The sequence below is a fragment of the Dryocola mayonis genome (genome assembly GCF_051307045.1).
GTDB lineage: Bacteria > Pseudomonadota > Gammaproteobacteria > Enterobacterales > Enterobacteriaceae > Dryocola.
The window spans coordinates 1,286,661-1,312,437 of the sequence record NZ_CP150452.1; the positions used below are offsets into that span (position 1 = coordinate 1,286,661).

General features: G+C 54.8%; 22 protein-coding genes, 3 tRNA genes, 1 other RNA gene and 3 pseudogenes. 26 read left to right on the plus strand and 3 right to left on the minus strand.

Going from position 1 to position 25,777, the window contains the following annotated elements:
• Positions 1-135: 135 nt before the first annotated feature.
• Complete coding sequence (locus WLO32_RS06170) at positions 136-294, minus strand: hypothetical protein (protein ID WP_435947595.1); 159 nt, start codon at positions 292-294, stop codon at positions 136-138.
• Positions 295-573: 279 nt separating this feature from the next.
• On the opposite strand from WLO32_RS06170, the gene sdhC reads away from it, so the two are divergent.
• The 25 genes and pseudogenes from sdhC to pnuC all read left to right on the plus strand — a co-directional run bounded on the left by sdhC (position 574) and on the right by pnuC (position 22,969).
• Complete coding sequence (gene sdhC / locus WLO32_RS06175) at positions 574-978, plus strand: succinate dehydrogenase cytochrome b556 subunit (protein WP_435947596.1); 405 nt, start codon at positions 574-576, stop codon at positions 976-978.
• Entirely contained in the window at positions 972-1,319 is a 348-nt protein-coding gene (gene sdhD / locus WLO32_RS06180; protein ID WP_435947597.1) for a succinate dehydrogenase membrane anchor subunit, read from the plus strand. Before sdhC ends, sdhD begins: the two co-directional genes overlap by 7 nt.
• Positions 1,319-3,085, plus strand: coding sequence for a succinate dehydrogenase flavoprotein subunit (gene sdhA / locus WLO32_RS06185; RefSeq protein ID WP_435947598.1), 1,767 nt, complete (start codon positions 1,319-1,321; stop codon positions 3,083-3,085). Before sdhD ends, sdhA begins: the two co-directional genes overlap by 1 nt.
• Positions 3,086-3,100: 15 nt before the next feature.
• A complete protein-coding gene (locus WLO32_RS06190; protein WP_435947599.1) occupies positions 3,101-3,817 on the plus strand; it encodes a succinate dehydrogenase iron-sulfur subunit in 717 nt (238 codons plus the stop codon).
• A gap of 270 nt (positions 3,818-4,087) precedes the next feature.
• Positions 4,088-6,896, plus strand: a pseudogene (sucA, locus tag WLO32_RS06195) (2-oxoglutarate dehydrogenase E1 component).
• Positions 6,897-6,910: 14 nt separating this feature from the next.
• Positions 6,911-8,137, plus strand: a complete 1,227-nt coding sequence (gene odhB, locus WLO32_RS06200) for a 2-oxoglutarate dehydrogenase complex dihydrolipoyllysine-residue succinyltransferase (protein ID WP_435947600.1) — start codon at positions 6,911-6,913, stop codon at positions 8,135-8,137.
• A 128-nt stretch (positions 8,138-8,265) separates the two neighbouring features.
• Positions 8,266-9,432: an ADP-forming succinate--CoA ligase subunit beta gene (sucC, locus tag WLO32_RS06205; protein ID WP_121267108.1), complete on the plus strand. Its 1,167-nt coding sequence runs from the start codon at positions 8,266-8,268 to the stop codon at positions 9,430-9,432.
• Positions 9,432-10,304: a succinate--CoA ligase subunit alpha gene (gene sucD, locus WLO32_RS06210; protein WP_121267107.1), complete on the plus strand. Its 873-nt coding sequence runs from the start codon at positions 9,432-9,434 to the stop codon at positions 10,302-10,304. The genes sucC and sucD overlap by 1 nt, the downstream gene beginning before the upstream one ends.
• 851 nt (positions 10,305-11,155) lie before the next feature.
• The gene (cydA, locus tag WLO32_RS06215) at positions 11,156-12,724 is read left to right on the plus strand and encodes a cytochrome ubiquinol oxidase subunit I (RefSeq protein WP_435947601.1); all 1,569 of its coding nucleotides are present in this window, start codon (positions 11,156-11,158) and stop codon (positions 12,722-12,724) included.
• 15 nt (positions 12,725-12,739) lie between these two features.
• Positions 12,740-13,879 (plus strand): cytochrome d ubiquinol oxidase subunit II, encoded by a 1,140-nt coding sequence (gene cydB, locus WLO32_RS06220; protein WP_435947602.1) that lies wholly within the window; start codon positions 12,740-12,742, stop codon positions 13,877-13,879.
• 14 nt (positions 13,880-13,893) lie between these two features.
• On the plus strand, positions 13,894-14,004 hold the full coding sequence (gene cydX / locus WLO32_RS06225; RefSeq protein WP_121267104.1) for a cytochrome bd-I oxidase subunit CydX: 111 nt from the start codon (positions 13,894-13,896) through the stop codon (positions 14,002-14,004).
• Positions 14,004-14,297: a cyd operon protein YbgE gene (gene ybgE, locus WLO32_RS06230; RefSeq protein ID WP_435947603.1), complete on the plus strand. Its 294-nt coding sequence runs from the start codon at positions 14,004-14,006 to the stop codon at positions 14,295-14,297. The genes cydX and ybgE overlap by 1 nt, the downstream gene beginning before the upstream one ends.
• A gap of 147 nt (positions 14,298-14,444) precedes the next feature.
• The gene (gene ybgC / locus WLO32_RS06235) at positions 14,445-14,849 is read left to right on the plus strand and encodes a tol-pal system-associated acyl-CoA thioesterase (RefSeq protein ID WP_367594026.1); all 405 of its coding nucleotides are present in this window, start codon (positions 14,445-14,447) and stop codon (positions 14,847-14,849) included.
• Entirely contained in the window at positions 14,846-15,532 is a 687-nt protein-coding gene (gene tolQ, locus WLO32_RS06240; RefSeq protein ID WP_435947604.1) for a Tol-Pal system protein TolQ, read from the plus strand. The genes ybgC and tolQ overlap by 4 nt, the downstream gene beginning before the upstream one ends.
• A 10-nt stretch (positions 15,533-15,542) precedes the next feature.
• On the plus strand, positions 15,543-15,968 hold the full coding sequence (tolR, locus tag WLO32_RS06245) for a colicin uptake protein TolR (RefSeq protein ID WP_121267100.1): 426 nt from the start codon (positions 15,543-15,545) through the stop codon (positions 15,966-15,968).
• Positions 15,969-15,996: 28 nt separating this feature from the next.
• Positions 15,997-17,295, plus strand: coding sequence for a cell envelope integrity protein TolA (gene tolA / locus WLO32_RS06250; protein WP_435947605.1), 1,299 nt, complete (start codon positions 15,997-15,999; stop codon positions 17,293-17,295).
• Between the two features lie 131 nt (positions 17,296-17,426).
• Positions 17,427-18,719, plus strand: coding sequence for a Tol-Pal system beta propeller repeat protein TolB (tolB, locus tag WLO32_RS06255; RefSeq protein ID WP_435947606.1), 1,293 nt, complete (start codon positions 17,427-17,429; stop codon positions 18,717-18,719).
• A 25-nt stretch (positions 18,720-18,744) separates the two neighbouring features.
• Positions 18,745-19,263 (plus strand): peptidoglycan-associated lipoprotein Pal, encoded by a 519-nt coding sequence (gene pal / locus WLO32_RS06260; protein ID WP_121267098.1) that lies wholly within the window; start codon positions 18,745-18,747, stop codon positions 19,261-19,263.
• Between the two features lie 9 nt (positions 19,264-19,272).
• The gene (gene cpoB / locus WLO32_RS06265; RefSeq protein ID WP_435947607.1) at positions 19,273-20,064 is read left to right on the plus strand and encodes a cell division protein CpoB; all 792 of its coding nucleotides are present in this window, start codon (positions 19,273-19,275) and stop codon (positions 20,062-20,064) included.
• Positions 20,065-20,228: 164 nt separating this feature from the next.
• Positions 20,229-20,304, plus strand: a tRNA-Lys gene (locus tag WLO32_RS06270).
• Positions 20,305-20,501: 197 nt separating this feature from the next.
• Positions 20,502-20,577 (plus strand) — tRNA-Lys (locus WLO32_RS06275).
• A gap of 196 nt (positions 20,578-20,773) precedes the next feature.
• Positions 20,774-20,849, plus strand: a tRNA-Lys gene (locus WLO32_RS06280).
• A gap of 16 nt (positions 20,850-20,865) precedes the next feature.
• Positions 20,866-20,988: non-coding RNA, RtT sRNA (locus tag WLO32_RS06285), on the plus strand.
• A 179-nt stretch (positions 20,989-21,167) separates the two neighbouring features.
• Positions 21,168-22,230: pseudogene (gene nadA / locus WLO32_RS06290) on the plus strand (quinolinate synthase NadA).
• A gap of 22 nt (positions 22,231-22,252) precedes the next feature.
• A complete protein-coding gene (gene pnuC / locus WLO32_RS06295) occupies positions 22,253-22,969 on the plus strand; it encodes a nicotinamide riboside transporter PnuC (RefSeq protein ID WP_435947609.1) in 717 nt (238 codons plus the stop codon).
• Here the strand turns inward: pnuC and zitB are convergent, their stop codons facing one another.
• Together zitB and WLO32_RS06305 are read right to left on the minus strand one after the other, a co-directional pair.
• Positions 22,970-23,905 (minus strand): CDF family zinc transporter ZitB, encoded by a 936-nt coding sequence (gene zitB, locus WLO32_RS06300; protein WP_435947610.1) that lies wholly within the window; start codon positions 23,903-23,905, stop codon positions 22,970-22,972.
• A gap of 121 nt (positions 23,906-24,026) precedes the next feature.
• Entirely contained in the window at positions 24,027-24,398 is a 372-nt protein-coding gene (locus WLO32_RS06305; protein WP_435947611.1) for a YbgS-like family protein, read from the minus strand.
• A gap of 320 nt (positions 24,399-24,718) precedes the next feature.
• Here WLO32_RS06305 and aroG point away from each other — a divergent pair.
• Positions 24,719-25,772 (plus strand): annotated as a pseudogene (gene aroG / locus WLO32_RS06310) (3-deoxy-7-phosphoheptulonate synthase AroG).
• The last annotated feature ends 5 nt before the right edge of the window (positions 25,773-25,777 follow it).

Consider the following 25,777-nt stretch of genomic DNA (forward strand, 5'->3'; position numbering starts at 1 on the left):
ATTACCAGTTTTTTATTTGGCTCTCGGCTCTGTTTCGAAAGGGATACAGCCAGGGTACAGAGCGATGGGCGCTTGCAGGTAACTTAGCCACGCAGGCGAAAAACAGCAAACCAGGGTGTTAGCAGTCCATATCATTCAAACCTGTGTACCACTAATAACTGTCCTGATTGACTGGGTCAAGACCGACACACTGTTACATAACTTATTCTCAGGTGAAAGGCTGACCCTATAACTTTTGCGAATTATACGGCTTTTCTGGCCTTGTTTGTAACAATAATGTTTAACTTTTGTCAAATCAGATGATTAAATTTTAAAATAATGTTGTTATCGTGATCCTGCTCACTGTTCAGAGCAAAACCCTTCAAACTATATGTAGGTTAATTGTAATGATTTTGTGAAGAGCCTATACTGCCGCCAGGTCTCCGGAATACCCTGCCACCGGGCGCCACCCAGCGTTGTAGCCAGCTTTTTTGGCATCTGGACGTAGCTGTTTTTGCATGACGCACAGTTATAGAAAGTTCACGCTGTCTGACCCCGCCTGCAGATCCGGAGGAAGGAAACAATAAGAACAGCATGTGGGCGCTATTCATGATAAAAAATGCGAAGAAACAAAGACCTGTCAATCTGGATCTCACCACGATCCGGTTTCCCGTGACTGCCATCGCTTCCATCCTCCATCGTGTATCCGGCGTGATCACCTTTGTGGCTGTAGGCATTCTGCTTTGGCTGCTGGGTCTGTCACTCTCCTCCCCGGAAGGTTTTCTCTCTGCTTCATCAATAATGAGCAGCTTCTTTGTTAAATTCATCATCTGGGGCATTCTCACCGCGCTTGCCTATCACGCCGTCGGCGGGATTCGGCACATGATGATGGATGTCGGTTATCTGGAAGAAACATTTATAGCGGGCAAACGATCCGCAAACATCTGCTTTGTATTAACTGTCGTGCTTTCAATTCTCGCAGGAGTCCTCGTATGGTAAGCAATGCCTCCGCGTTAGGTCGCAATGGCGTGCATGACTTTTTGCTGGTCCGTGCCACCGCCATCGTACTCACCCTGTACATCATCTATATGGTCGGTTTTTTCGCCGTCACCGGCGATTTAACCTACGAGGTCTGGCGCGCGTTCTTCGCCTCCGCCTTCACCAAAGTCTTCACCCTGCTGGCTCTGTTTTCGATTTTAATCCATGCCTGGATTGGCATGTGGCAGGTGTTGACCGACTACGTTAAACCGGTAGCGATGCGTCTTGGGCTGCAATTAGTGATTGTTGTCGCGCTGCTGGTGTACGTCATTTATGGATTTGTTGTGGTGTGGGGTGTGTAATGAATTTACCAGTCAGAGAGTTTGATGCAGTCGTCATCGGTGCCGGCGGCGCAGGCATGCGCGCCGCGCTGCAAATTTCCCAGGCGGGCCAAAGCTGCGCCTTGCTGTCTAAAGTTTTCCCAACCCGTTCCCATACCGTGTCTGCGCAGGGCGGTATTACCGTAGCCCTTGGCAACACCCATGAAGACAACTGGGAATGGCATATGTATGACACGGTAAAAGGTTCCGACTATATCGGTGACCAGGACGCCATTGAATATATGTGTAAAACCGGTCCGGAAGCGATTCTGGAGCTGGAACATATGGGTCTGCCGTTCTCCCGTCTTGATGACGGAAAAATTTACCAGCGTCCGTTCGGCGGCCAGTCGAAGAACTTTGGCGGCGAGCAGGCGGCGCGTACCGCCGCGGCGGCCGACCGTACGGGCCACGCCCTTTTGCATACCCTTTACCAGCAGAACCTGAAAAACAAAACGACGATTTTCTCCGAATGGTACGCGCTGGATCTGGTGAAAAACGACGATGGCGCGGTGGTAGGTTGTACCGCCCTGTGTATCGAAACCGGTGAAGTTGTTTACTTCAAGGCTAAAGCTACCGTGCTGGCGACCGGCGGCGCGGGCCGTATCTATCAGTCCACGACTAACGCCCACATTAATACCGGCGACGGCGTCGGCATGGCGCTGCGCGCAGGCGTGCCGGTACAGGATATGGAAATGTGGCAGTTCCACCCAACCGGCATCGCCGGGGCGGGCGTGCTGGTCACCGAAGGCTGCCGTGGCGAAGGCGGCTACCTGCTGAACAAGCACGGTGAGCGTTTTATGGAACGCTATGCGCCAAACGCTAAAGACCTCGCGGGTCGCGACGTGGTGGCCCGTTCCATCATGATTGAAATTCGCGAAGGCCGCGGCTGCGACGGTCCATGGGGCCCGCACGCCAAGCTGAAGCTCGACCACCTGGGCAAAGAAGTCCTTGAGTCCCGCCTGCCGGGCATTCTGGAGCTGTCCCGCACGTTCGCACACGTAGATCCGGTTAAAGAGCCTATCCCGGTTATCCCAACCTGCCACTATATGATGGGCGGGATTCCGACCAAAGTAACCGGTCAGGCGCTGACGGTGAATGAGCAGGGTGAAGACGTGGTGATCCCGGGCCTGTTCGCGGTAGGTGAAATCGCCTGCGTATCGGTACACGGCGCTAACCGCCTGGGCGGCAACTCGCTGCTTGACCTGGTGGTGTTCGGCCGTGCGGCTGGCCTGCATCTGCTGGAATCTATCGCCGAGCAGGGCGAACTGCGCGACGCCACCGAAGAGCAGGTAAATGCGGCTCTGGAACGCCTTAACCGCTGGAACGGCAACCGTGACGGCGAAGACCCGGTGCAAATCCGCAAAGCCTTGCAGGAATGTATGCAGCATAACTTCTCGGTATTCCGCGAAGGAGACGCGATGGCCAAAGGGCTTGAGCAGCTAAAACAAATCCGCGAACGCCTGAAAAACGCTCGTCTGGACGATACCTCCAGCGAATTCAACACCCAGCGCGTTGAGTGCCTGGAGTTGGATAACCTGATGGAAACCGCTTATGCGACCGCCGTTTCCGCTAACTTCCGCACTGAAAGCCGTGGCGCGCACAGCCGCTTCGACTATCCGGACCGCGACGATGAAAACTGGCTGTGCCACAGCCTGTATCTGCCAGAGTCGGAAAGCATGACTCGCCGCGAGGTGAACATGCAGCCGAAACTGCGTCCGGCATTCCCACCAAAAGTGCGTACTTACTAATAGCGGAGCAAAGTGATGAAACTCGAATTCTCTATTTATCGCTACAACCCGGACGTTGACGATGCTCCGCGTATGCAGGAGTACACCCTGGAAGGGGAAGAAGGGCGCGATATGATGCTGCTCGACGCGCTTATTCAGCTAAAAGAAAAAGATCCGACGCTGGCGTTTCGCCGCTCCTGCCGCGAAGGGGTTTGCGGCTCCGATGGCGTAAACATGAACGGCAAAAACGGCCTCGCCTGCATCACGCCAATCTCGGCGCTGGGCAACGGAAAACAGAAAATCGTTATCCGTCCGCTGCCGGGATTGCCGGTTGTGCGGGATCTGGTGGTAGACATGGGGCAATTCTATGCTCAATATGAGAAGATTAAGCCTTACCTGTTGAATAATGGACAAAATCCACCGGCTCGCGAACATTTACAGTCGCCCGAGCAGCGGGAAAAACTTGATGGTCTGTACGAGTGCATTCTTTGCGCCTGCTGTTCGACCTCCTGCCCGTCGTTCTGGTGGAACCCGGATAAGTTCATTGGTCCGGCAGGTTTGCTGGCTGCCTATCGCTTCCTGATCGACAGCCGCGACACGGAAACCGCCAGCCGTCTTGACGGGATGAGCGATGCTTTCAGCGTATTCCGCTGCCATAGCATTATGAACTGCGTCAGTGTATGTCCTAAGGGACTGAACCCGACGAAAGCCATCGGCCATATTAAGTCGATGCTGCTGCAAAGAAGCGCTTAAGAAGCGAAGCGTTGGCGGATGGCGCAGGCTTATCCGCCCTACGAGAAAGGTAGGGTGGATAAACGAAGAGCCCTCCACCACACGGCTCCCGGGACGGGAGCCATGCAGGAAACCTTTAAAAACTGCCGTGTAGACAGTTTTTAAAGGTTCCTTCGCGGGCCGTCTATCTACGGCAACCGGTCCGCTGAAAGTGAACCCTGGAATGTGTACCAAAGGTGTACGCTATAGTTATCCACGCGATTTAAGCAGATAAATGCTTAAGGGATCACGATGCAGAACGGCGAAATGAAAGCCTGGCTGGATTCCTCTTACCTGGCGGGTGCGAACCAGTCCTGGATAGAGCAGCTCTATGAAGACTTCTTAACCGATCCTGACTCTGTTGATGCGCACTGGCGCTCAATGTTCCAGCAGCTTCCTGGAACCGGAGCCAGACCGGATCAATTCCATTCCAAAACACGTGATTATTTCCGTCGTCTGGCGAAGGATGCCTCACGTTACTCCACCGCGATTACCGACCCTGACACCGATGTTAAGCAAGTCAAAGTGCTGCAGCTTATCAACGCATGGCGCTTCCGCGGCCATCAGGCGGCCAATCTCGATCCGCTTGGCCTGTGGAAACAGGATGCGGTTCCCGATCTCGATCCGGCTTTCCATAACCTGACCGAGGCCGATCTTCAGGAAACCTTTAACGTGGGTTCTTTTGCCGGCGGCAAAGAAACCATGAAGCTTGCCGACCTGATTGACGCGCTGAAACAAACCTATGGCGGCTCAATAGGTGCGGAATACATGCACATCACCAACACCGAAGAGAAACGCTGGATTCAGCAGCGTATCGAATCCGTGGTGGGGCACTCTACCTTTACGGCCGAAGAGAAAAAACGCTTCCTCAGCGAGCTGACCGCCGCTGAAGGCCTGGAGCGTTATCTGGGCGCGAAGTTCCCGGGCGCGAAACGCTTCTCGTTGGAAGGCGGCGACGCGCTGGTGCCCATGCTCAAAGAGATGATCCGCCACGCGGGCAAGAGCGGCACGCGCGAAGTGGTACTGGGCATGGCGCACCGCGGCCGTCTCAACGTACTGATTAACGTCCTGGGCAAGAAGCCGCAGGATCTGTTCGACGAATTCGCGGGCAAGCATAAAGAACATCTGGGCACCGGCGACGTGAAGTACCATATGGGCTTCTCCTCGGACGTAGAAACCGAAGGCGGCCTGGTTCACCTGGCGCTGGCGTTTAACCCGTCGCACCTGGAAATCGTCAGCCCGGTGGTTATCGGTTCCGTGCGCGCGCGCCTGGACCGTCTGGACAAGCCTGGCAGCAACCAGGTTCTGCCGATCACCATTCACGGCGACGCAGCGGTGGGCCGGGCAGGGCGTCGTTCAGGAAACCCTGAACATGTCCAAGGCCCGCGGTTACGAAGTGGGCGGCACCGTACGCATCGTTATCAACAACCAGATTGGTTTCACCACGTCTAACCCGCTGGATGCGCGCTCCACGCCGTACTGTACCGATATCGGTAAGATGGTGATGGCGCCGATTTTCCACGTGAACGCGGATGACCCGGAAGCGGTAGCCTTCGTCACCCGCCTGGCGCTGGACTTCCGTAACACCTTTAAGCGCGACGTGTTTATCGACCTGGTTTGCTACCGTCGTCACGGTCATAACGAAGCCGATGAGCCAAGCGCAACTCAGCCGGTGATGTACCAGAAAATCAAAAAGCACCCGACGCCGCGTAAGATTTACGCCGACCGTCTGGAGCAAGAAAAACTGGCAACCCTTGAAGACGCCACCGAAATGGTGAACCTCTACCGCGACGCGCTGGATGCCGGCGAATGCGTGGTGAAAGAGTACCGTCCGATGAACATGCATTCATTCACCTGGTCGCCGTACCTCAACCACGAGTGGGACGAAAGCTACCCGAACAAGGTTGAGATGAAGCGTCTGCAGGAGCTGGCTAAGCGCATCAGCACCGCGCCGGAATCCGTTGAAATGCAGTCCCGCGTGGCGAAAATCTACAGCGACCGTCTGGAAATGGCGAGCGGCGCCAAGAAATTCGACTGGGGCGCGGCGGAAAACCTGGCCTACGCAACTTTGGTTGACGAAGGCGTTTCCGTACGTCTTTCCGGTGAAGATGCGGGCCGCGGCACCTTCTTCCACCGTCACGCCGTCATTCACAACCAGACAAATGGTTCCACCTACACGCCGCTGCAGCATGTGCACAACAGCCAGGGCGAATTCAAAGTCTGGGACTCCGTGCTGTCTGAAGAAGCGGTTCTGGCCTTTGAATACGGCTATGCCACCGCCGAGCCGCGCACGCTGACCATCTGGGAAGCCCAGTTCGGCGACTTCGCCAACGGCGCACAGGTGGTTATCGACCAGTTCATCAGCTCCGGCGAGCAGAAATGGGGCCGGATGTGCGGTCTGGTGATGCTGCTGCCGCACGGCTACGAAGGCCAGGGCCCTGAGCACTCCTCGGCGCGTCTGGAACGTTACCTTCAGCTTTGCGCTGAACAGAACATGCAGGTTTGCGTACCGTCCACTCCGGCGCAGGTTTACCACATGCTGCGTCGCCAGGCGCTGCGCGGTATGCGTCGTCCGCTGGTGGTCATGTCGCCTAAATCCCTGCTGCGTCACCCGCTGGCGGTTTCCACGCTTGATGAGCTGGCGAACGGCACCTTCCTGCCGGCGATCGGCGAAGTAGACGAGCTGGATCCGGCCGGCGTGAAACGCGTGGTTATGTGTTCTGGTAAGGTTTATTACGATCTGCTTGAGCAGCGTCGTAAACGCGATCAAAAAGATGTGGCAATCGTGCGCATCGAGCAGCTGTATCCGTTCCCGCACCAGGCGGTGCAGGAAGCGCTGAAGCCGTTTGCTCACGTGCATGATTTTGTCTGGTGCCAGGAAGAGCCGCTTAACCAGGGCGCGTGGTACTGTAGCCAACACCACTTCCGCGAAGTGATTCCATTTGGATCCGCTCTGCGTTATGCAGGCCGTCCGGCCTCCGCCTCTCCGGCGGTAGGGTATATGTCCGTTCACCAGAAACAGCAGCAAGATCTGGTTAATGACGCGCTGAACGTCGATTAATTAAAGGATAAAAAATGAGTAGCGTAGATATTCTAGTTCCTGACCTGCCTGAGTCCGTTGCCGATGCGACCGTTGCCACCTGGCATAAAAAACCGGGTGATACCGTAACCCGTGACGAAGTGCTGGTAGAAATCGAAACTGACAAAGTGGTACTGGAAGTACCGGCGTCCGCAGATGGTGTCCTGGATGCTGTTCTGGAAGATGAAGGCACGACGGTAACCTCCCGTCAGATTCTGGGCCGCCTGCGTGAAGGCAACAGCTCCGGCAAAGAAACCTCTGCGAAAGCGGACAGCAAAGAGTCCACCCCGGCGCAGCGCCAGCAGGCCTCTTTAGAAGAACAAAGTAACGACGCGCTTAGCCCGGCTATTCGCCGCCTGATTGCCGAGCATTCGCTGGACGCTAATGCCATTAAAGGCAGCGGCGTTGGCGGCCGTATCACCCGCGAAGATATCGATAAGCATCTGACTCAGGCGAAAGCGGCTCAGCCTGCCCAGGCGAAAGCGGCGGACGAAGTGAAAGCGCCGGCGGCCCCTCTGGCCGGCCGCAGCGAAAAACGCGTGCCGATGACCCGCCTGCGCAAACGCGTTGCGGAACGCCTGCTGGAAGCGAAAAACTCCACCGCCATGCTCACGACCTTCAACGAAGTGAACATGAAGCCTATCATGGAGCTGCGCAAGCAGTACGGCGAAGCCTTCGAGAAACGTCACGGCGTGCGTCTGGGCTTTATGTCCTTCTACATTAAAGCGGTTGTTGAAGCGCTGAAACGCTATCCGGAAGTGAACGCTTCTATCGACGGCGAAGATGTGGTTTACCACAACTACTTTGACGTCAGCATCGCGGTATCCACCCCGCGCGGCCTGGTGACGCCGGTGCTGCGCGATGTCGATACCATCGGCATGGCTGACATCGAAAAACGCATCAAAGAGCTGGCGGTAAAAGGCCGTGACGGCAAGCTGACCGTTGAAGACCTGACCGGCGGCAACTTCACCATTACCAACGGCGGCGTGTTCGGCTCCCTGATGTCCACCCCGATAATTAACCCGCCGCAGAGCGCGATCCTGGGTATGCACGCGATTAAAGATCGTCCAATGGCGGTCGACGGTAAAGTTGAGATCCTGCCGATGATGTACCTGGCGCTCTCTTACGATCACCGTCTGATCGATGGCCGCGAGTCCGTAGGTTATCTGGTAGCCATTAAAGAGCTGCTTGAAGACCCGACTCGTCTGCTGCTGGACGTGTAGTAACCTCTGGCGGGCGGCAGTTTGCTTACCCGCCCTACAAATATCACCTGACTTGCAGGTCAGATAAGCGAAGCGTCATGCGACGTGGTTGATGGCCTGTCTGTATTGATGAAGGATGGATAGAACACATGAACTTACACGAATATCAGGCGAAACAGCTGTTTGCTCGGTATGGCTTACCGGCGCCCGTCGGTTACGCCTGCACCACGCCGCGTGAAGCGGAAGAAGCGGCCTCTAAAATCGGCGCAGGCCCGTGGGTGGTGAAATGTCAGGTTCATGCCGGTGGCCGCGGTAAAGCGGGCGGCGTGAAAGTGGTTAACAGCAAAGAAGACATTCGTGCCTTTGCTGAACACTGGCTGGGCAAACGCCTGGTAACCTACCAAACTGACGCCGGCGGCCAGCCCGTGCACCAGATTCTGGTAGAAGCGGCGACCGATATTGATAAAGAACTGTACCTTGGCGCGGTGGTAGACCGCAGCTCGCGTCGCGTGGTGTTTATGGCTTCCACCGAAGGCGGCGTGGAAATCGAAAAGGTGGCGGAAGAGACTCCGCACCTGATCCACAAAGTTGCGCTGGATCCGCTGGCAGGCCCGATGCCTTACCAGGGACGCGAACTGGCGTTCAAACTGGGTCTGGAAGGTAAACAGGTTCAGCAGTTCACCAAAATCTTTATGGGACTGGCGAACATTTTCCTCGAGCGCGACCTGGCGCTGATCGAAATCAACCCGCTGGTTATCACTAAGCAGGGCGATCTGGTGTGCCTCGACGGCAAACTGGGCGCCGACGGCAACGCGCTGTTCCGCCAGCCGGAGCTGCGTGAAATGCGCGACCCAAGCCAGGAAGATGCCCGCGAATCTCAGGCTGCGCAGTGGGAACTGAACTACGTAGCGCTGGACGGCAACATCGGCTGTATGGTTAACGGCGCGGGCCTGGCGATGGGCACCATGGACATCGTTAAGCTGCACGGCGGCGAACCGGCTAACTTCCTTGATGTTGGCGGCGGCGCCACCAAAGAGCGCGTAACCGAAGCGTTTAAAATCATTCTGTCCGACGACAAAGTAAAAGCCGTTCTGGTTAATATTTTCGGCGGCATCGTGCGTTGCGATCTCATCGCGGACGGCATCATCGGCGCGGTTGAAGAAGTGGGCGTAAACGTTCCTGTCGTGGTTCGCCTGGAAGGGAACAACGCTGAACTGGGCGCGAAGAAACTGGCCGATAGCGGTCTGAACATCATTGCAGCGACAAGTCTGACGGATGCAGCACAGCAGGTTGTTGCTGCCGTGGAGGGGAAATAATGTCCATTTTGATCGATAAAAACACCAAGGTAATTTGCCAGGGCTTCACCGGCAGCCAGGGGACTTTCCACTCCGAGCAGGCGATTGCATACGGTACGCAAATGGTTGGCGGCGTAACGCCGGGCAAAGGCGGCACCGAGCACCTCGGCCTGCCGGTCTTTAACACCGTGCGCGAAGCAGTAGAAGCAACAGGCGCTACCGCGTCCGTTATCTACGTTCCGGCTCCTTTCTGCAAAGACTCCATTCTGGAAGCTATCGATGCGGGCATTAAGCTGATTATCACCATCACCGAAGGTATCCCGACGCTGGATATGCTGACCGTGAAGGTCGCGCTTGACGAAGCCGGCGTGCGCATGATCGGGCCAAACTGTCCGGGCGTTATCACGCCGGGCGAGTGCAAAATCGGCATCATGCCAGGCCACATCCACCTGCCGGGTAAAGTGGGCATCGTTTCCCGTTCAGGCACCCTGACCTATGAAGCCGTTAAGCAGACTACCGATATCGGCCTGGGCCAGTCCACCTGCGTGGGTATCGGCGGCGATCCTATTCCAGGCTCCAACTTCATCGACATCCTGAAGATGTTCCAGGAAGACCCGAAAACTGAAGCCATCGTCATGATCGGTGAAATCGGCGGTAGCGCGGAAGAAGAAGCCGCGGCCTTTATTAAAGATCACGTTACCAAGCCGGTAGTGGGCTATATCGCTGGCGTTACCGCGCCTAAAGGCAAACGTATGGGCCACGCGGGCGCCATCATTGCCGGTGGCAAAGGCACGGCGGATGAGAAATTCGCAGCGCTGGAAGCCGCAGGCGTGAAAACCGTTCGCAGCCTCGCCGACATCGGCGAAGCGCTGAAGGCGATTCTGCCGCAGTAGTCGTTTTTCCCGCTAAGATGGGGAGAGCGTAAGAACTAATAATAAACGTTCGACATGGTTGGCCGCCCCTGTGGGCGGCCTTTTTTATGGCGGCAGTTGTCTACCACTTTCGCATAACAGAGGGTAAAGCAGACTTTGACGAAATGTCCCACAATTTTGCGTAATCCTTCCTCTGCGCCTTTGCGCCTTCTTTTTTTATATTTTTCCAGGTAACCTTTTAAAAAATAATGATTTGTTAATTTAATTATTATCAAAAGTAAATTAATTGTGAATTTCGCGCCGTCCGGCCGCGGCCGCTTTTAAATAACGTGAGGTGATTAATACAAAAGAGCGCAGCGGTGGCAAAAATAGATTTCCCATACATAGTTTAAATAGCCGCTGTTTATTTAGAATTAGCCGGCTTTAGTTAACTTAGCGCTATGATTAAAAACACTTTGTTAACAATATATTCACCATTGGTTGTTAAAACAAACCTGATTAACAAAAGCGATTTTATATGCGCCAGATCAATCCCTAAGGCTGGCTTAATGGCCGCAAAAAGAGGAAAATTGCCGTAGATCAAACTGGCTGTATAGCGATATTTTCGCTATAAATTGATCACCGTCGAGAAACGCAAAAAACGCTAAGCAAATACCTATTTATTGTAAGGAAATTGCAGGGTAATATATTTGCGGATTATTTTAGGCTTTTATTAACGTATTTGTAACCTTTCCCCTTTTGCTGTCACATTTGAATAAAATGCGTCGGCGAAGAAGTCTGGAAGCGAATGTTTTTGTATTAGGGCATGCGTTGTGGAAAGCCTGCGGGGCGTTCCACGGTCGGAGTCTTCATGCGAAGAGCAAGGAGTCAAGATGTTTGATATTGTCGAACTGTCGCGCTTACAGTTTGCCTTGACCGCGATGTACCACTTTCTGTTTGTGCCACTGACGCTCGGTATGGCGTTCCTGCTGGCCATTATGGAAACGGTTTACGTCCTGTCGGGTAAACAAATCTATAAAGATATGACCAAGTTCTGGGGCAAGTTGTTTGGTATCAACTTTGCGCTGGGGGTGGCCACCGGTTTGACCATGGAGTTCCAGTTCGGGACCAACTGGTCTTATTACTCTCACTACGTTGGTGACATTTTTGGTGCGCCGCTGGCCATTGAAGGCCTGATGGCGTTCTTCCTCGAATCCACCTTCGTTGGTCTGTTCTTCTTCGGTTGGGATCGCCTCGGTAAAGTGCAGCACATGGCGGTGACCTGGCTGGTAGCGCTTGGCTCTAACCTTTCCGCGCTGTGGATTCTGGTGGCGAACGGCTGGATGCAAAACCCAATCGCTTCGGACTTCAACTTTGAAACCATGCGTATGGAGATGGTCAGCTTCGCTGAGCTGGTCCTCAACCCGGTCGCGCAGGTTAAATTTGTTCACACCGTGGCTTCCGGCTACGTTTGCGGCGCGATGTTCATTCTGGGTATCAGCTCCTGGTACATGCTCAAAGGGCGCGACTTCGCCTTCGCGAAGCGCTCTTTCGCCATTGCGGCAAGCTTTGGCATGGCGGCCATCCTGTCCGTTATCGTGCTGGGCGATGAGTCCGGTTACGAGATGGGCGACGTGCAGAAAACCAAACTGGCCGCTATCGAAGCCGAGTGGGAAACTCAACCGGCGCCGGCCTCCTTTACGCTGTTTGGCATTCCCGACCAGGACCGCCAGGAAAACCGCTTCGCGATTCAAATCCCTTACGCGCTGGGCATTATCGCCACACGCTCCGTCGATAAGCCGGTTACCGGTCTGAAAGAGCTGATGGTGCAGCACGAAGAGCGTATCCGTAACGGCATCAAGGCTTACAGCCTGCTCGAAGAGTTACGCGCCGGGTCCACGGACCAGAACGTGCGTGATAATTTCAACAACGTTAAAAAAGATCTGGGCTACGGCCTGCTGCTGAAACGCTATACCCCGAACGTCACCGACGCGACGGAAGCGCAAATTCAACAGGCGACAAAAGACTCTATCCCACGCGTTGCGCCGCTGTACTTCGCGTTCCGTATTATGGTGGGCTGCGGCTTCCTGATGCTGTTTATTATCGCCGCGTCGTTCTGGACCGTGACTCGTAACGCTATCGGCTCGAAAAAATGGCTGCTGCGTGCGGCAGTGTACGGCATTCCACTGCCGTGGATCGCGATTGAATCCGGCTGGTTCGTGGCTGAATACGGTCGTCAACCCTGGGCGATTGGTGAGGTGCTGCCAACCGCAGTCGCCAACTCCTCTTTGACCGTGGGCGATCTGCTGTTCTCTATGATACTGATTTGCGGGCTGTACACGCTGTTTATGGTGGCGGAGCTGTTCCTGATGTTCAAATTTGTTCGCATTGGGCCGAGCAGTCTGAAGACGGGTCGCTACCACTACGAGCAGTCCTCCGTATCTTCTCAGCCGGCACGCTAAGACAGGAGTCGTGAAATGATCGATTATGAAGTATTACGTTTTATCTGGTGGCTGCTGGTTGGCATTTTGCTGATTGGTTTTGCCGTCACGGACGGCTGGGATATGGGCGTAGGGATGCTGACCCGCTTCCTGGGCCGCAACGACACCGAACGCCGTATCATGATTAACTCTATCGCCCCGCACTGGGACGGTAACCAGGTGTGGCTTATCACCGCCGGCGGCGCGCTGTTTGCTGCCTGGCCGATGGTCTACGCGGCGGCGTTCTCCGGCTTTTACGTAGCGATGATCCTGGTGCTGGCATCCTTGTTCTTCCGTCCGGTCGGCTTTGACTACCGCTCCAAGATCGAAGATACGCGCTGGCGCAACATGTGGGACTGGGGCATTTTCGTCGGCAGCTTTGTGCCGCCGCTGGTCATCGGCGTAGCCTTTGGCAACCTGCTGCAGGGCGTACCTTTCCATATGGACGAGTACATGCGCCTGTTCTACACCGGCAACTTCTTCCAGCTGCTCAACCCGTTCGGGCTGCTGGCGGGCGTGGTGAGCGTCGCGATGATCCTGACGCAGGGCGCAACCTATCTGCAAATGCGTACCGTGGGCGAAGTTTATCTGCGCTCCCGCGTCACCTCGCAGGTTGCCGCTCTGGTGACGATGGTGTGCTTCGCTCTGGCCGGCGTCTGGGTGATGTACGGCATCGATGGTTATGCGGTGACCTCGGTCATGAACCATCATGCGCCGTCTAACCCGTTGGCTAAAGAAGTGGTGCGCGAAGCGGGGGCCTGGCTTACCAACTTCAACAATATGCCGGCTCTGTGGGCTATCCCGGCGCTGGGCGTTGTGCTGCCGCTGCTGACCGTGTTAACGGCGCGTATGAACCGCAGCGCGTGGGCATTCCTGTTCTCGTCCCTGACGCTGGCCTGCATCATCCTGACGGCGGGCATTGCGATGTTCCCGTTCATCATGCCGTCCAGCACCGTGCTGAATGCGAGCCTGACAATGTGGGATGCGACCTCCAGCCAGCTGACGCTGAACGTGATGACCTACGCGGCGCTGGTGTTCGTGCCGATTATTCTGGCCTACTCGACGTGGTGCTACTGGAAAATGTTCGGACGCATCACCAAAGAGCATATTGAAAGCAATACCCACTCGCTGTACTAAGTAAGGAGCTGATTATGTGGTACTTTGCATGGATTTTAGGAACGCTTCTTGCCTGTGCGTTTGGCATTATTACCGCCCTTGCGCTTGAGCACGTGGAAGCGAAAGCCGGTAAAGAAGAACACTGATGGAAGCGATTATCGCAAAGCTGTATGCGGTAATGGATAAGAGCCCCCTGCGGGCTCTTTCCTTAATCATGGCGCTAGTGCTGGCCGGCTGTATCTTCTGGGACCCGTCGCGCTTTGCCGCGAAGACCAGCGCGCTGGAAATCTGGCACGGCTTTTTACTGATGTGGGCGGTGTGCGCCGGCGTGATTCACGGCGTGGGATTTCGTCCGAAAAAGGTGCTCTGGCAGGGCATTTTCTGCCCTTTAATTGCTCAACTCGTGCTGCTGGCCGGGCTGCTCTTTTTCTTCTTCTGACGCTTACATGAGCCTGGTCTGATTTACTTAAAATTTATGGGTTTTAACAGGCCCATAAATTTTTACCTAACGTTTAATACAACCCATTCCCAACCCTCATCCTCTTGCGTATAGTAGCAGCGGTTAATTGCATTACCGGGATGTAAAGTGAGTACAACGCTGTTTCGATGGCCGGTTCGCGTCTATTACGAAGACACCGATGCCGGTGGTGTGGTTTATCACGCCAGTTATGTTGCTTTCTATGAAAGAGCACGCACTGAGATGCTGCGCCAGCACCACTTTAACCAGCAGGATTTGCTGGCGGAGCGCATCGCCTTTGTCGTACGCAGGATGACAGTCGATTATCTTGCGCCTGCCCGACTCGACGATTTACTCGAAATCCAAAGTGAAATTACATCGATGCGAGGCACGTCTATGGTGTTTACGCAGCGAATAGTCAATGCCGACGGGCGGGTACTCAACGAAGCTGAGGTCCTAATCGTCTGTGTCGATCTTCTCTCAATGAAGCCTCGTGCGCTTCCCAAGTCTATTGTCGCGGAGTTCAAGCAGTGACTGACATGAATATCCTTGATTTGTTCCTGAAGGCAAGCCTTCTGGTCAAATTTATCATGTTGATTTTGATTGGTTTTTCCATTGCATCATGGGCAATCATCATTCAGCGAACGCGAATCCTCAATGCCGCCACCCGCGAAGCGGAAGCGTTTGAAGATAAGTTCTGGTCGGGCATCGAACTGTCCCGTCTCTATCAGGAAAGCCAGGGCCGCCGTGACAATCTTGTCGGTTCCGAGCAGATTTTTTATTCGGGCTTCAAAGAGTTTGCCCGACTGCACCGTGCTAATACCCATGCGCCGGAAGCGGTGGTGGACGGCGCGGCGCGAGCAATGCGTATTTCCATGAGCCGTGAGCTCGAAACGCTTGAAACGCATATTCCTTTCCTCGGTACCGTAGGTTCCATCAGCCCGTATATCGGCTTGTTCGGTACGGTATGGGGGATTATGCACGCCTTTATCGCACTGGGCGCGGTGAAACAGGCAACCTTGCAGATGGTGGCGCCAGGCATCGCAGAAGCATTGATCGCCACGGCGATCGGTCTGTTTGCCGCCATTCCAGCGGTAATGGCGTATAACCGCTTAAACCAGCGCGTGAACAAACTGGAATTGAATTACGACAACTTTATGGAAGAGTTCACGGCTATCCTGCACCGTCAGGCTTTTACCAGCAGCGATAAGCAGTAAGGGGTAAGTCATGGCCAGACGTACACGTGGTCGTCGTGAACTAAAGTCAGAAATCAACATCGTGCCTTTGCTGGACGTGCTGCTGGTGCTGCTGCTGATCTTTATGGCCACGGCGCCCATCATCACCCAGAGCGTTGAGGTGGACCTGCCGGATGCGACAGACTCGCAAACGGTAAGCAGTAACGATGAGCCTCCGGTGATTATTGAAGTGTCCGGGGTAGGGCAGTACAGCGTGGTGGTGGAAAAGGACCGTATGGAACAGTTGCCGTCCGAACAGGTTGTTGCTGAAGCCCAGCGCCGCCTGCAGGCAAACCCTAAAACGGTCTTTTTGATCGGTGGCGCGAAGGATGTGCCGTATGAGGAAATCATTAAGGCGCTTAACCTGCTGCACAGCGCAGGGGTGAAGTCCGTCGGTCTGATGACGCAGCCAATCTGATCCATCTCGCTATATTTGGGAACTGATAGTGTCAAAGGCAACCACAGAAAACGATAAGCTCAAACGCGCGATAATCGTCTCAGTGATCCTGCATATCATCTTGATTGCGATCCTGATATGGAGTTCGTTTGACGAGCACATAGAAGCCAGTGCGGGCGGCGGCGGTGGATCGTCCATTGACGCGGTCATGGTCGATCCGGGTGCCGTGGTGCAGCAGTACAACCGCCAGCAGAATCAACAGGCGAGCAGCAAGCGGGCGGCGGAGCAGCGCGAAAAACAGGCGCAGCAGCAGGCTGAAGAGCTTCAGGAAAAGCAGGCTGCTGAACAACAGCGTCTGAAAGCCCTCGAGAAGGAGCGCCTGGAAGCGCAGGAGCAGGCGAAGCAGCAGGCCGAGCAGCAAAAGCAGGCTCAGGAAGCGGCGAAAGAAGCGCAGGAACAACAGAAACAGGCCGAAGCGGCTGCGGCGAAAGCTAAAGCAGACGCGAAAGCCCAGGCTGATGCTCAGGCGAAGGCGGCGGAAGAGGCGGCGAAGAAAGCTGCGGCGGACGCGCAGAAAAAAGCCGCTGACGAAGCTGCGAAACAAGCGGCGGACGCCCAGAAAAAAGCGGCTGCTGAAGCCGCAGCCGCAGCGAAGAAAGCTCAGCAGGACGCCGAGAAGAAAGCCGCAGACGCCGCTGCGAAAAAAGCCCAGCAGGATGCCGAGAAGAAAGCGGCCGCTGAGGCTGCCAAAAAAGAAGCCGCCGAAAAAGCTGCAACTGAAAAAGCAGCGGCTGAAAAAGCCGCAGCGGAGAAGGCTGCAGCGGAGAAAGCCGCTTCAGAAAAAGCCGCTGCCGATAAGGCTGCTGCTGCAAAAGCCGCCGCTGATAAAAAAGCGGCCGCGGATGCTAAGAAAAAGGCCGCAGCGGAGAAAGCCGCTGCCGATAAAGCCGCAGCCCAGGGCGTTGACGATCTGTTCGGCGACCTGAGCTCAGGTAAGAATGCACCGAAAACCGGCGGCGGAGCGAAAGGAGATAGCGCAGCCGCGGCCGGGAAAGGGAATAATAAAAATAATGGCGCTTCCGGTGCCGATATCAGCAACTATGCGGGCCAGATAAAATCGGCGATCGAAAGCAAGTTCTACAACGATCCTTCGTTTGCCGGTAAGACCTGTTCATTGCGCGTCAAGCTGGCGCCCGATGGCCTGTTGCTTGATATCAAATCGGAAGGCGGTGATCCGGCGCTTTGTCAGGCGGCTGTTGCGGCAGCGCGGCTGGCGAAGATTCCAAAGCCACCCAGCCAGGACGTTTATGAAGTCTTTAAAAACGCGCCGCTGGACTTCAAACCCTAACGGAATTTCCCCATGAAAATAGGGAAAACCTGACTAAGCTGTGTCAAAGGGTTTTGGTAGTTTTGTATATTTGGGTTTGTTAAAATTCTGCTAAATTATCGTGGACTTTGGGTCCGGATAAGGGAGATATGATGAAGCAGGCATTTCGAGTAGCATTAAGTTTCTTGATGCTGTGGGCAGCGGTGCTGCACGCAGAGGTTCGTATTGAAATCACACAGGGTGTGGATTCAGCGCGGCCAATTGGTGTGGCGCCGTTTAAATGGGCAGGCCCGGGTGCGGCACCTGAAGATATCGGCGGCATTGTCGCAGCTGACTTACGCAACAGTGGTAAATTCAACCCGCTGGACAGAGCCCGTCTGCCTCAGCAGCCTGGTTCCGCTCAGGAAGTGCAGCCGGCGGCCTGGACCGCTTTAGGCATCGATGCGGTGGTGGTAGGACAGGTTACGCCGAACGGCGACGGTAGCTATACCGTGGCTTATCAGCTGGTTGACACCTCCGGGGCGCCGGGCACGGTTCTTGCCCAGAACTCCTATAAGGTGAACAAACAGTGGCTGCGCTATGCCGGCCATACCGCAAGCGATGAAGTCTTTGAAAAGCTGACCGGTATTAAAGGCGCGTTCCGTACCCGTATCGCTTACGTGGTGCAGACCAACGGCGGCCAGTTCCCGTATGAAATGCGCGTTTCCGATTACGACGGCTACAACACGTTCCTGGTACACCGTTCTCCGCAGCCACTGATGTCTCCATCATGGTCTCCGGACGGCAGCAAACTGGCTTATGTAACCTTTGAAAGCGGACGTTCCGCGCTGGTTATTCAGACGCTGGCTAACGGCGCCGTGCGTCAGGTGGCTTCTTTCCCACGCCACAACGGCGCGCCATCCTTCTCTCCGGACGGCACCAAGCTTGCTTTCGCGCTGTCTAAAACCGGCAGTCTGAACCTGTACGTTATGGACATCGGTTCCGGCCAGATTCGTCAGGTTACCGACGGCCGCAGCAACAACACAGAACCAACCTGGTTCCCGGATAGCCAGAACCTGGCCTATACCTCCGACCAGGCGGGCCGTCCACAGATTTATAAAGTCAATATCAACGGCGGTGCTCCGCAGCGTCTGTCCTGGGAAGGTAGCCAGAACCAGAACGCTGATGTAAGTTCCGACGGTAAGTTTATGGTAATGGTGAGCTCCGCAGGCGGTCAGCAGCACATTGCCAAACAGGATCTGGTAGCGGGTGGCGTACAAACCTTGTCGTCAACGTTCCTGGATGAAACGCCAAGTCTGGCACCTAACGGCACTATGGTAATCTACAGCTCTTCTCAGGGGATGGGATCCGTGCTGAATCTGGTCTCAACAGATGGGCGTTTCAAAGCGCGTCTTCCGGCAACCGATGGTCAGGTTAAATCTCCTGCCTGGTCGCCGTATCTGTGATAATAAAATATAAAGGATCAAAGAAATGCAACTGAACAAAGTGCTGAAAGGGCTGATGATTGCTCTGCCTGTTATGGCTATCGCGGCATGTTCTTCTAACAAGAACGCCAGCAATGACGGCAGCGAAGGCATGCTGGGTGCTGGCACTGGCATGGACGCTAACGGTCAAGGCAACATGTCTTCCGAAGAGCAGGCTCGTCTGCAGATGCAGCAGCTGCAGCAGAACAACATCGTCTACTTCGGTCTGGACAAATACGATGTGAGCTCTGAATTCGCAGCGATGCTGGATGCGCACGCAAACTTCCTGCGTAGCAACCCGTCTTACAAAGTGACCGTAGAAGGTCATGCGGACGAACGTGGTACCCCGGAATACAACATCTCCCTGGGTGAGCGTCGTGCTAACGCCGTTAAGATGTATCTGCAGGGTAAAGGCGTTTCTGCAGACCAGATCTCCATCGTTTCTTACGGTAAAGAAAAACCAGCAGTACTGGGTCATGACGAAGCGGCTTACGCTAAAAACCGTCGTGCCGTACTGGTTTACTAAGAGAATTGCATGAGCAGTAACTTCAGACATCACTTGTTGAGTCTGTCGTTACTGGTTGGCATAGCGGCCCCCTGGGCCGCTAATGCTCAGGCGCCAATCAGTAGTGTCGGCTCAGGCTCGGTCGAAGACCGCGTCACCCAACTCGAGCGTATTTCTAACGCTCACAGCCAGCTTTTAACTCAGCTCCAGCAGCAGCTCTCCGATAACCAGAATGATATTGATTCCCTGCGCGGTCAGATTCAGGAAAGCCAGTATCAGCTCAATCAGGTTGTGGAACGCCAGAAGCAAATTTTGTTGCAGATAGACGGCCTCAGCAACGGCGGCGCCGCGGCAGGGCAGGCTACCGGTAACGATCAGGGTGCGGCTACGGCAACGCCTGACGCCGGTGCTTCTACAGAAGCGCCGGCTGCCGCCCCCGTACAGGGCGGAGATGCGAACAGCGATTACAACGCGGCAATTGCGCTGGTGCAGGATAAGTCTCGCCAGGACGAAGCGATGGCCGCTTTTCAGAGCTTCGTGAAGAAGTACCCGGATTCAACCTATCAGCCTAATGCGAATTACTGGCTTGGTCAGTTGAATTACAACAAAGGGAAAAAGGACGACGCGGCGTTTTATTTTGCCTCGGTGGTAAAAAATTACCCTAAGTCACCTAAAGCGCCGGACGCGATGTTCAAAGTCGGCCTGATCATGCAGGACAAAGGCGATACCGCAAAAGCGAAAGCCGTGTATCAGCAGGTCATCAAACAGTTCCCCAATACCGACGGCGCAAAGCAGGCGCAAAAACGTCTGAATGCGATGTAATGCTTGCGGCATGACCAGATAACGCTGTTTTTCTGGTCTTGCCGCACGATTACTAAGCAGTTGAGCGATCCGTGTCAAAATTGTTGTTGCGTCAAAATCTTAAATCAGTAATATATGCCGCCGTTGCCGGGGGATAAGTAACTAACCGGCAGTGACGCGAAAATGGGTCGTTAGCTCAGTTGGTAGAGCAGTTGACTTTTAATCAATTGGTCGCAGGTTCGAATCCTGCACGACCCACCAATTTTCGAACAGAAAGACGGTTTGTGAATCGTGAAGGATTTGAACCTGCTGCAGGTCGACAAAATCGTCTGGAACGATTTTGAACGTCGCTTGCGACGGCCCGCAGGGCGAGTCTGAGGATGGGACGAGTAGTCATCCTGCACGACCCACCAGTTTTCGATGTCACATGTTGTAGAAGAGTGCAGTAACCGCACAGCGGGTCGTTAGCTCAGTTGGTAGAGCAGTTGACTTTTAATCAATTGGTCGCAGGTTCGAATCCTGCACGACCCACCAATTTTCGAACAGAAAGACGGTTTGTGAATCGTGAAGGATTTGAACCTGCTGCAGGTCGACAAAATCGTCGGGAACGATTTTGAACGTCTCTTGCGACGGCCCGCAGGGCGAGTCTGAGGATAAGACGAGTAATTATCCTGCACGACCCACCAATTTCGATGTCACATGTTGTAGAAGAATGCAGTAACCGCACAGCGGGTCGTTAGCTCAGTTGGTAGAGCAGTTGACTTTTAATCAATTGGTCGCAGGTTCGAATCCTGCACGACCCACCAATTTTCGACCAGAAAGACGATTTGTGAATCGTGAAGGGTTTGAAGCTGTAGGTTCGAGTTGCGCGCAAGCGAAACAGCGTTGCAAAGCGACGACCCGAAGAGTGAGGCCTGAGGCCGAATTATCCTGCACGACCCACCTTATTTAGACAAAGGCGCCCTGAAGGCGCCTTTGTTGTATCCGCAGCCGTAAAATTCCACACGACAACTTCCCCATAATTCGCTATCTTGTTTAGCATATAAAACATCCTTAGCCGTCTCTGGCCTTTATTTACCAGAATCGCGCTAGTTTCGTTAAGCTAAGCAAACGAGATAGCATTTATGAGCGTTATGTTCGATCCAGAAACAGCCATTTATCCTTTCCCGCCGAAGCCGTTGCCGTTAAGCCGGGATGAAAAGCAGTTCTATCGCGAAAAAATCAAGCGTCTGCTAAAAGAGCGCAACGCGGTGATGGTCGCGCATTACTATACGGATCCCGAAATCCAGGCGCTGGCTGAAGAAACCGGCGGCTGTATCTCTGACTCGCTGGAGATGGCGCGCTTCGGAGCCAACCATCCAGCCTCCACGCTGCTGGTGGCGGGCGTGCGTTTCATGGGCGAGACGGCAAAAATTCTCAGCCCTGAGAAAACCATTCTGATGCCTACCCTCAACGCGGAGTGCTCGCTGGATTTAGGCTGCCCAATCGATGAGTTTACGGCCTTCTGCGACCAGCACCCCGATCGCACGGTCGTGGTCTATGCTAATACTTCAGCGGCGGTTAAAGCTCGCGCCGACTGGGTGGTGACTTCCAGCATTGCCGTTGAGCTTATCGAGCACCTTGATAGCCTGGGCGAGAAAATTATCTGGGCGCCCGATCGTCATCTGGGCAGCTACGTGCAAAAACAAACCGGCGCCGACGTGCTGTGCTGGCAGGGCGCCTGCATCGTGCATGACGAATTTAAAACCCAGGCGCTGGCGCGCATGAAGGCGCTCTATCCCGGCGCGGCGGTGCTGGTTCATCCGGAGTCGCCGCAGGCCGTGGTCGATATGGCTGACGCGGTCGGCTCCACCAGCCAGCTGATCGCCGCGGCTAAAACGCTGCCGCATCAGCAGCTGATCGTCGCAACCGACCGGGGCATCTTTTACAAAATGCAGCAGGGCCTGTCCGGATAAAGAGCTTCTTGAAGCGCCGACCGCCGGCGAAGGCGCAACCTGCCGCAGCTGCGCCCACTGTCCGTGGATGGCGATGAACGGCCTTAAAGCCATCGCTGAGGGCCTGGAGCAGGGCGGAGCGGCTCACGAGATTCATGTGGACGCCGCGCTGCGTGAGGGCGCTCTGGTGCCTCTTAATCGGATGCTGGACTTTGCCGCTGAATTACGTCGTTCGATAAAAGGCAACGCGTAAGGAATTACGCTCAGGGGATAATATGGATTTTTTTAGCACGCAAAACATTCTGGTCCACATACCTGTTGGGGCAGGTGGCTACGATTTATCATGGATTGAGGCCGTCGGCACGCTTGCCGGGCTGTTATGCATCTGGCTTGCAAGCCTTGAGAAAATCAGCAACTACGCGTTTGGGTTAATCAACGTCACGCTGTTCGCCATTATCTTCTTCCAGATCCAGCTGTATGCCAGCCTGCTGCTGCAGCTGTTCTTCTTCGCCGCCAATATTTATGGCTGGTACGCATGGTCGCGCCAGACCAGCGATAACGAAGCCGCGCTGCGCATCAGGTGGCTGCCGCTTCCGAAGGCGCTAGCCTGGCTTGCCGTCTGCGTCGGCGCAATCGGCCTGATGACGGTCTTTATCAATCCGGTCTTTGCGTACCTGACGCGCATCGCGGTCTCCCTCATGCAGGCGCTCGGCCTGAACGTCGCCATGCCGGAGCTGCAGCCGGATGCTTTCCCTTTCTGGGATTCCTGCATGATGGTGCTCTCGATCGTGGCGATGATTTTGATGACGCGCAAGTACGTGGAAAACTGGCTTTTGTGGGTGGTTATTAACGTTATCAGCGTGGTTATTTTTGCGCGGCAGGGCGTCTATGCGATGTCGCTTGAATACCTGATTCTGACGTTTATTGCGCTTAACGGCAGCCGCATGTGGATTAAAAGCGCACGCGAGCGGGGCTCGCGCGCGCTGTCCTGATCAGTGGTGATGAGCATGGCCCGGATGGCCATGCTCGTTTAAATCGCACTGCGGCCCGCCGCAGGGCTGATATTCCATCTGTACCGTCGCGTGCTCAATCTGATATTCGTGCTCAAGGAAATGGTGAATGCGGCCGAGCAGGGCGTCATGATCGTGGGGCGGCACCACCTGCACATGCAGCGTCATCAAAGGTTTTTCCCCCACCAGCCAGATATGCACGTGATGCACGTTGCGCACCTCCGGAATGCTCCGTGACAGCTTTCTTTTCAACGCCTCAATATCAATAGCGCCGGGCGCGCCTTCAAGCAGCTCGTTGACGCTTTCCTTAAGCAAATTCCACGCGCTTCGCAAAACCAGGCAGGAAACGAGGACGGAAAGTATCGGGTCGATAGGCGTCCAGCCCGTCCAGAGGATCACCAGCGCAGCGATAATAGCGCCCACCGAGCCGAGTAAATCGCCTAAAACATGCAGCGCCGCCGCCCGCACGTTGAGATTCTGCTCTTCGCTGCCGCGATGCAGTATCCAGAACGAGGCGATGTTTGCCAGCAGCCCGGCAAAAGCGATGACCAGCATCGCAAGGCCGGCGACAGGCTGGGGATGATAAAAACGCTGTATGGCTTCCCAGACGATCAAAATGGTAATCACCACCAGGGCGATGGCGTTCACAAAGGCGGCCAGGGTCGTTAAGCGCAGCCAGCCAAAGGTATGGCGGGCGTTAGGCGGGCGCCGAGCGAAATTAACGGCGACCAGCGCAACGAGCAGCGCGGCGGCATCGGTAAGCATATGCCCGGCATCGGCAAGCAGCGCCAGCGAGCCGGAAAGGACGCCGCCGATAACTTCCGCTACCATAAACAATGCGGTGATGGCGAAAGCCCACAGCAGCCTTTTAGCGTTAGTATCCTGGGAGGCAGGTTGATGCGAATGTGAGTGAGCCATAATTTCCCGCGGGCAAAAAACAAGAATGCGTTAATTATAACCAGCAACTTATTCAAGTTATTGGGAATTTGCGAAATAAAAAAAGGAGAGCCTGAGCTCTCCTTTTTCACTAACACGCGGGTTACTGTGAAGTACCGTCTGTTTTAGTGTCTACATCGCTACCGGTTCCCGTTTCAACTTTTTTGTTGATGTCCGGGCAGCGTCCGTCTTTACACATGGTGTTTTTATGGACGTCTTCGGAAGTCATTCCTTCGCCGGAAGCGCTGTTACCCTTGTCGTTCGGGTGAAGCATGGTGCCGGAATTATTTACATCGCTGCCGTCGGTCCCTTTAGGGGCGATGTTTTGATGCGCATCAGGCGCGACCTGTCCGGCTTCAGCGCTTGAGTTCGCCTGTCCGTTATTGTCGCCGCCAGCCGGAGTATCAACGGCCATAGCCGCACCGCTTGCGGCAGAAAGTGAAGCTGTGAGGAAAAGCATGGCTAATTTATTCATCTTATGCTCCTGTTCTGGTCGTTATTGCTGGATAATTGCCTCCAGCGCTGCAAAATTATGCTGATCGAACCGGTTTTAACAGAAAAAAGTATCGGCAATGGAAATGTGATCAGAATACAATTTTGGAAAACTGATATTTTTCAGCGTTAACAGTAAAAATTGTAGCGTCGATCTCACTTTTTGCCATATTTTGCTGATTTTAAAATCAACTCCAGGAATAATCCGCCCGCAGTGTAAAAGCCCGTTTACACTTCGACGACGAAGATATAGATTGAGGGGATTGCAACTCGGCAAAAATGTAAAAACCTTCCGGAAATATCATGAATTATCAGAACGACGACTTACGCATCAAAGAGATCAACGAACTCCTGCCTCCCGTAGCGCTGCTTGAAAAATTCCCGGCCACCGAAAAAGCTGCCCAGACGGTTTCCCATGCCCGGCAGGCCATTCACAAAATCCTTAAAGGCAACGACGATCGCCTGCTGGTGGTCATTGGGCCCGTGCTCCATTCACGATGTTAAAGCCGCTAAAGAATACGGCGCGCGCCTGCTGGCGCTGCGTGAAGAGTTACAGGGCGAGCTTGAAGTGGTAATGCGCGTTTACTTTGAAAAACCGCGCACCACGGTAGGTTGGAAAGGGCTGATTAACGATCCGCATATGGACAGCAGCTATCAGATTAACGACGGCCTGCGCATCGCCCGCAAGCTGCTGCTTGATATCAACGACTCCGGCCTGCCAGCCGCGGGCGAGTTCCTGGATATGATTACGCCGCAGTATCTGGCGGACCTGATGAGCTGGGGGGCGATTGGCGCGCGCACCACCGAGTCTCAGGTACACCGCGAGCTGGCTTCCGGTCTGTCCTGCCCGGTCGGTTTTAAAAACGGCACCGACGGCACGATGAAAGTCGCTATCGACGCCATCAACGCGGCGGGCGCGCCTCACTGCTTCCTGTCGGTCACCAAGTGGGGCCATTCCGCTATCGTCAACACCAGCGGCAATGGCGACTGCCATATCATTCTGCGCGGCGGTAAAGAGCCGAACTACAGCGCCGCCCACGTAGCCCAGGTAAAACAGGATCTGGTGAAGGCCGGTCTGCCTGCGCAGGTGATGATTGACTTCAGCCACGCTAACAGCAGCAAGCAGTTCAAAAAACAGATGGAAGTGGGCGCGGACGTTTGCCAGCAAATCGCCGGCGGCGATAAGGCCATTACCGGCGTGATGATCGAAAGCCACCTGGTGGAAGGCAACCAGAGCCTTGAGAGCGGCGAACCGCTGGTGTACGGCAAAAGCGTCACCGATGCCTGCATCGGCTGGGAAGATACCGAAACCCTGCTGCGCCAGCTGGCCACGGCGGTAAAAACGCGTCGCGGTTAAGCCTG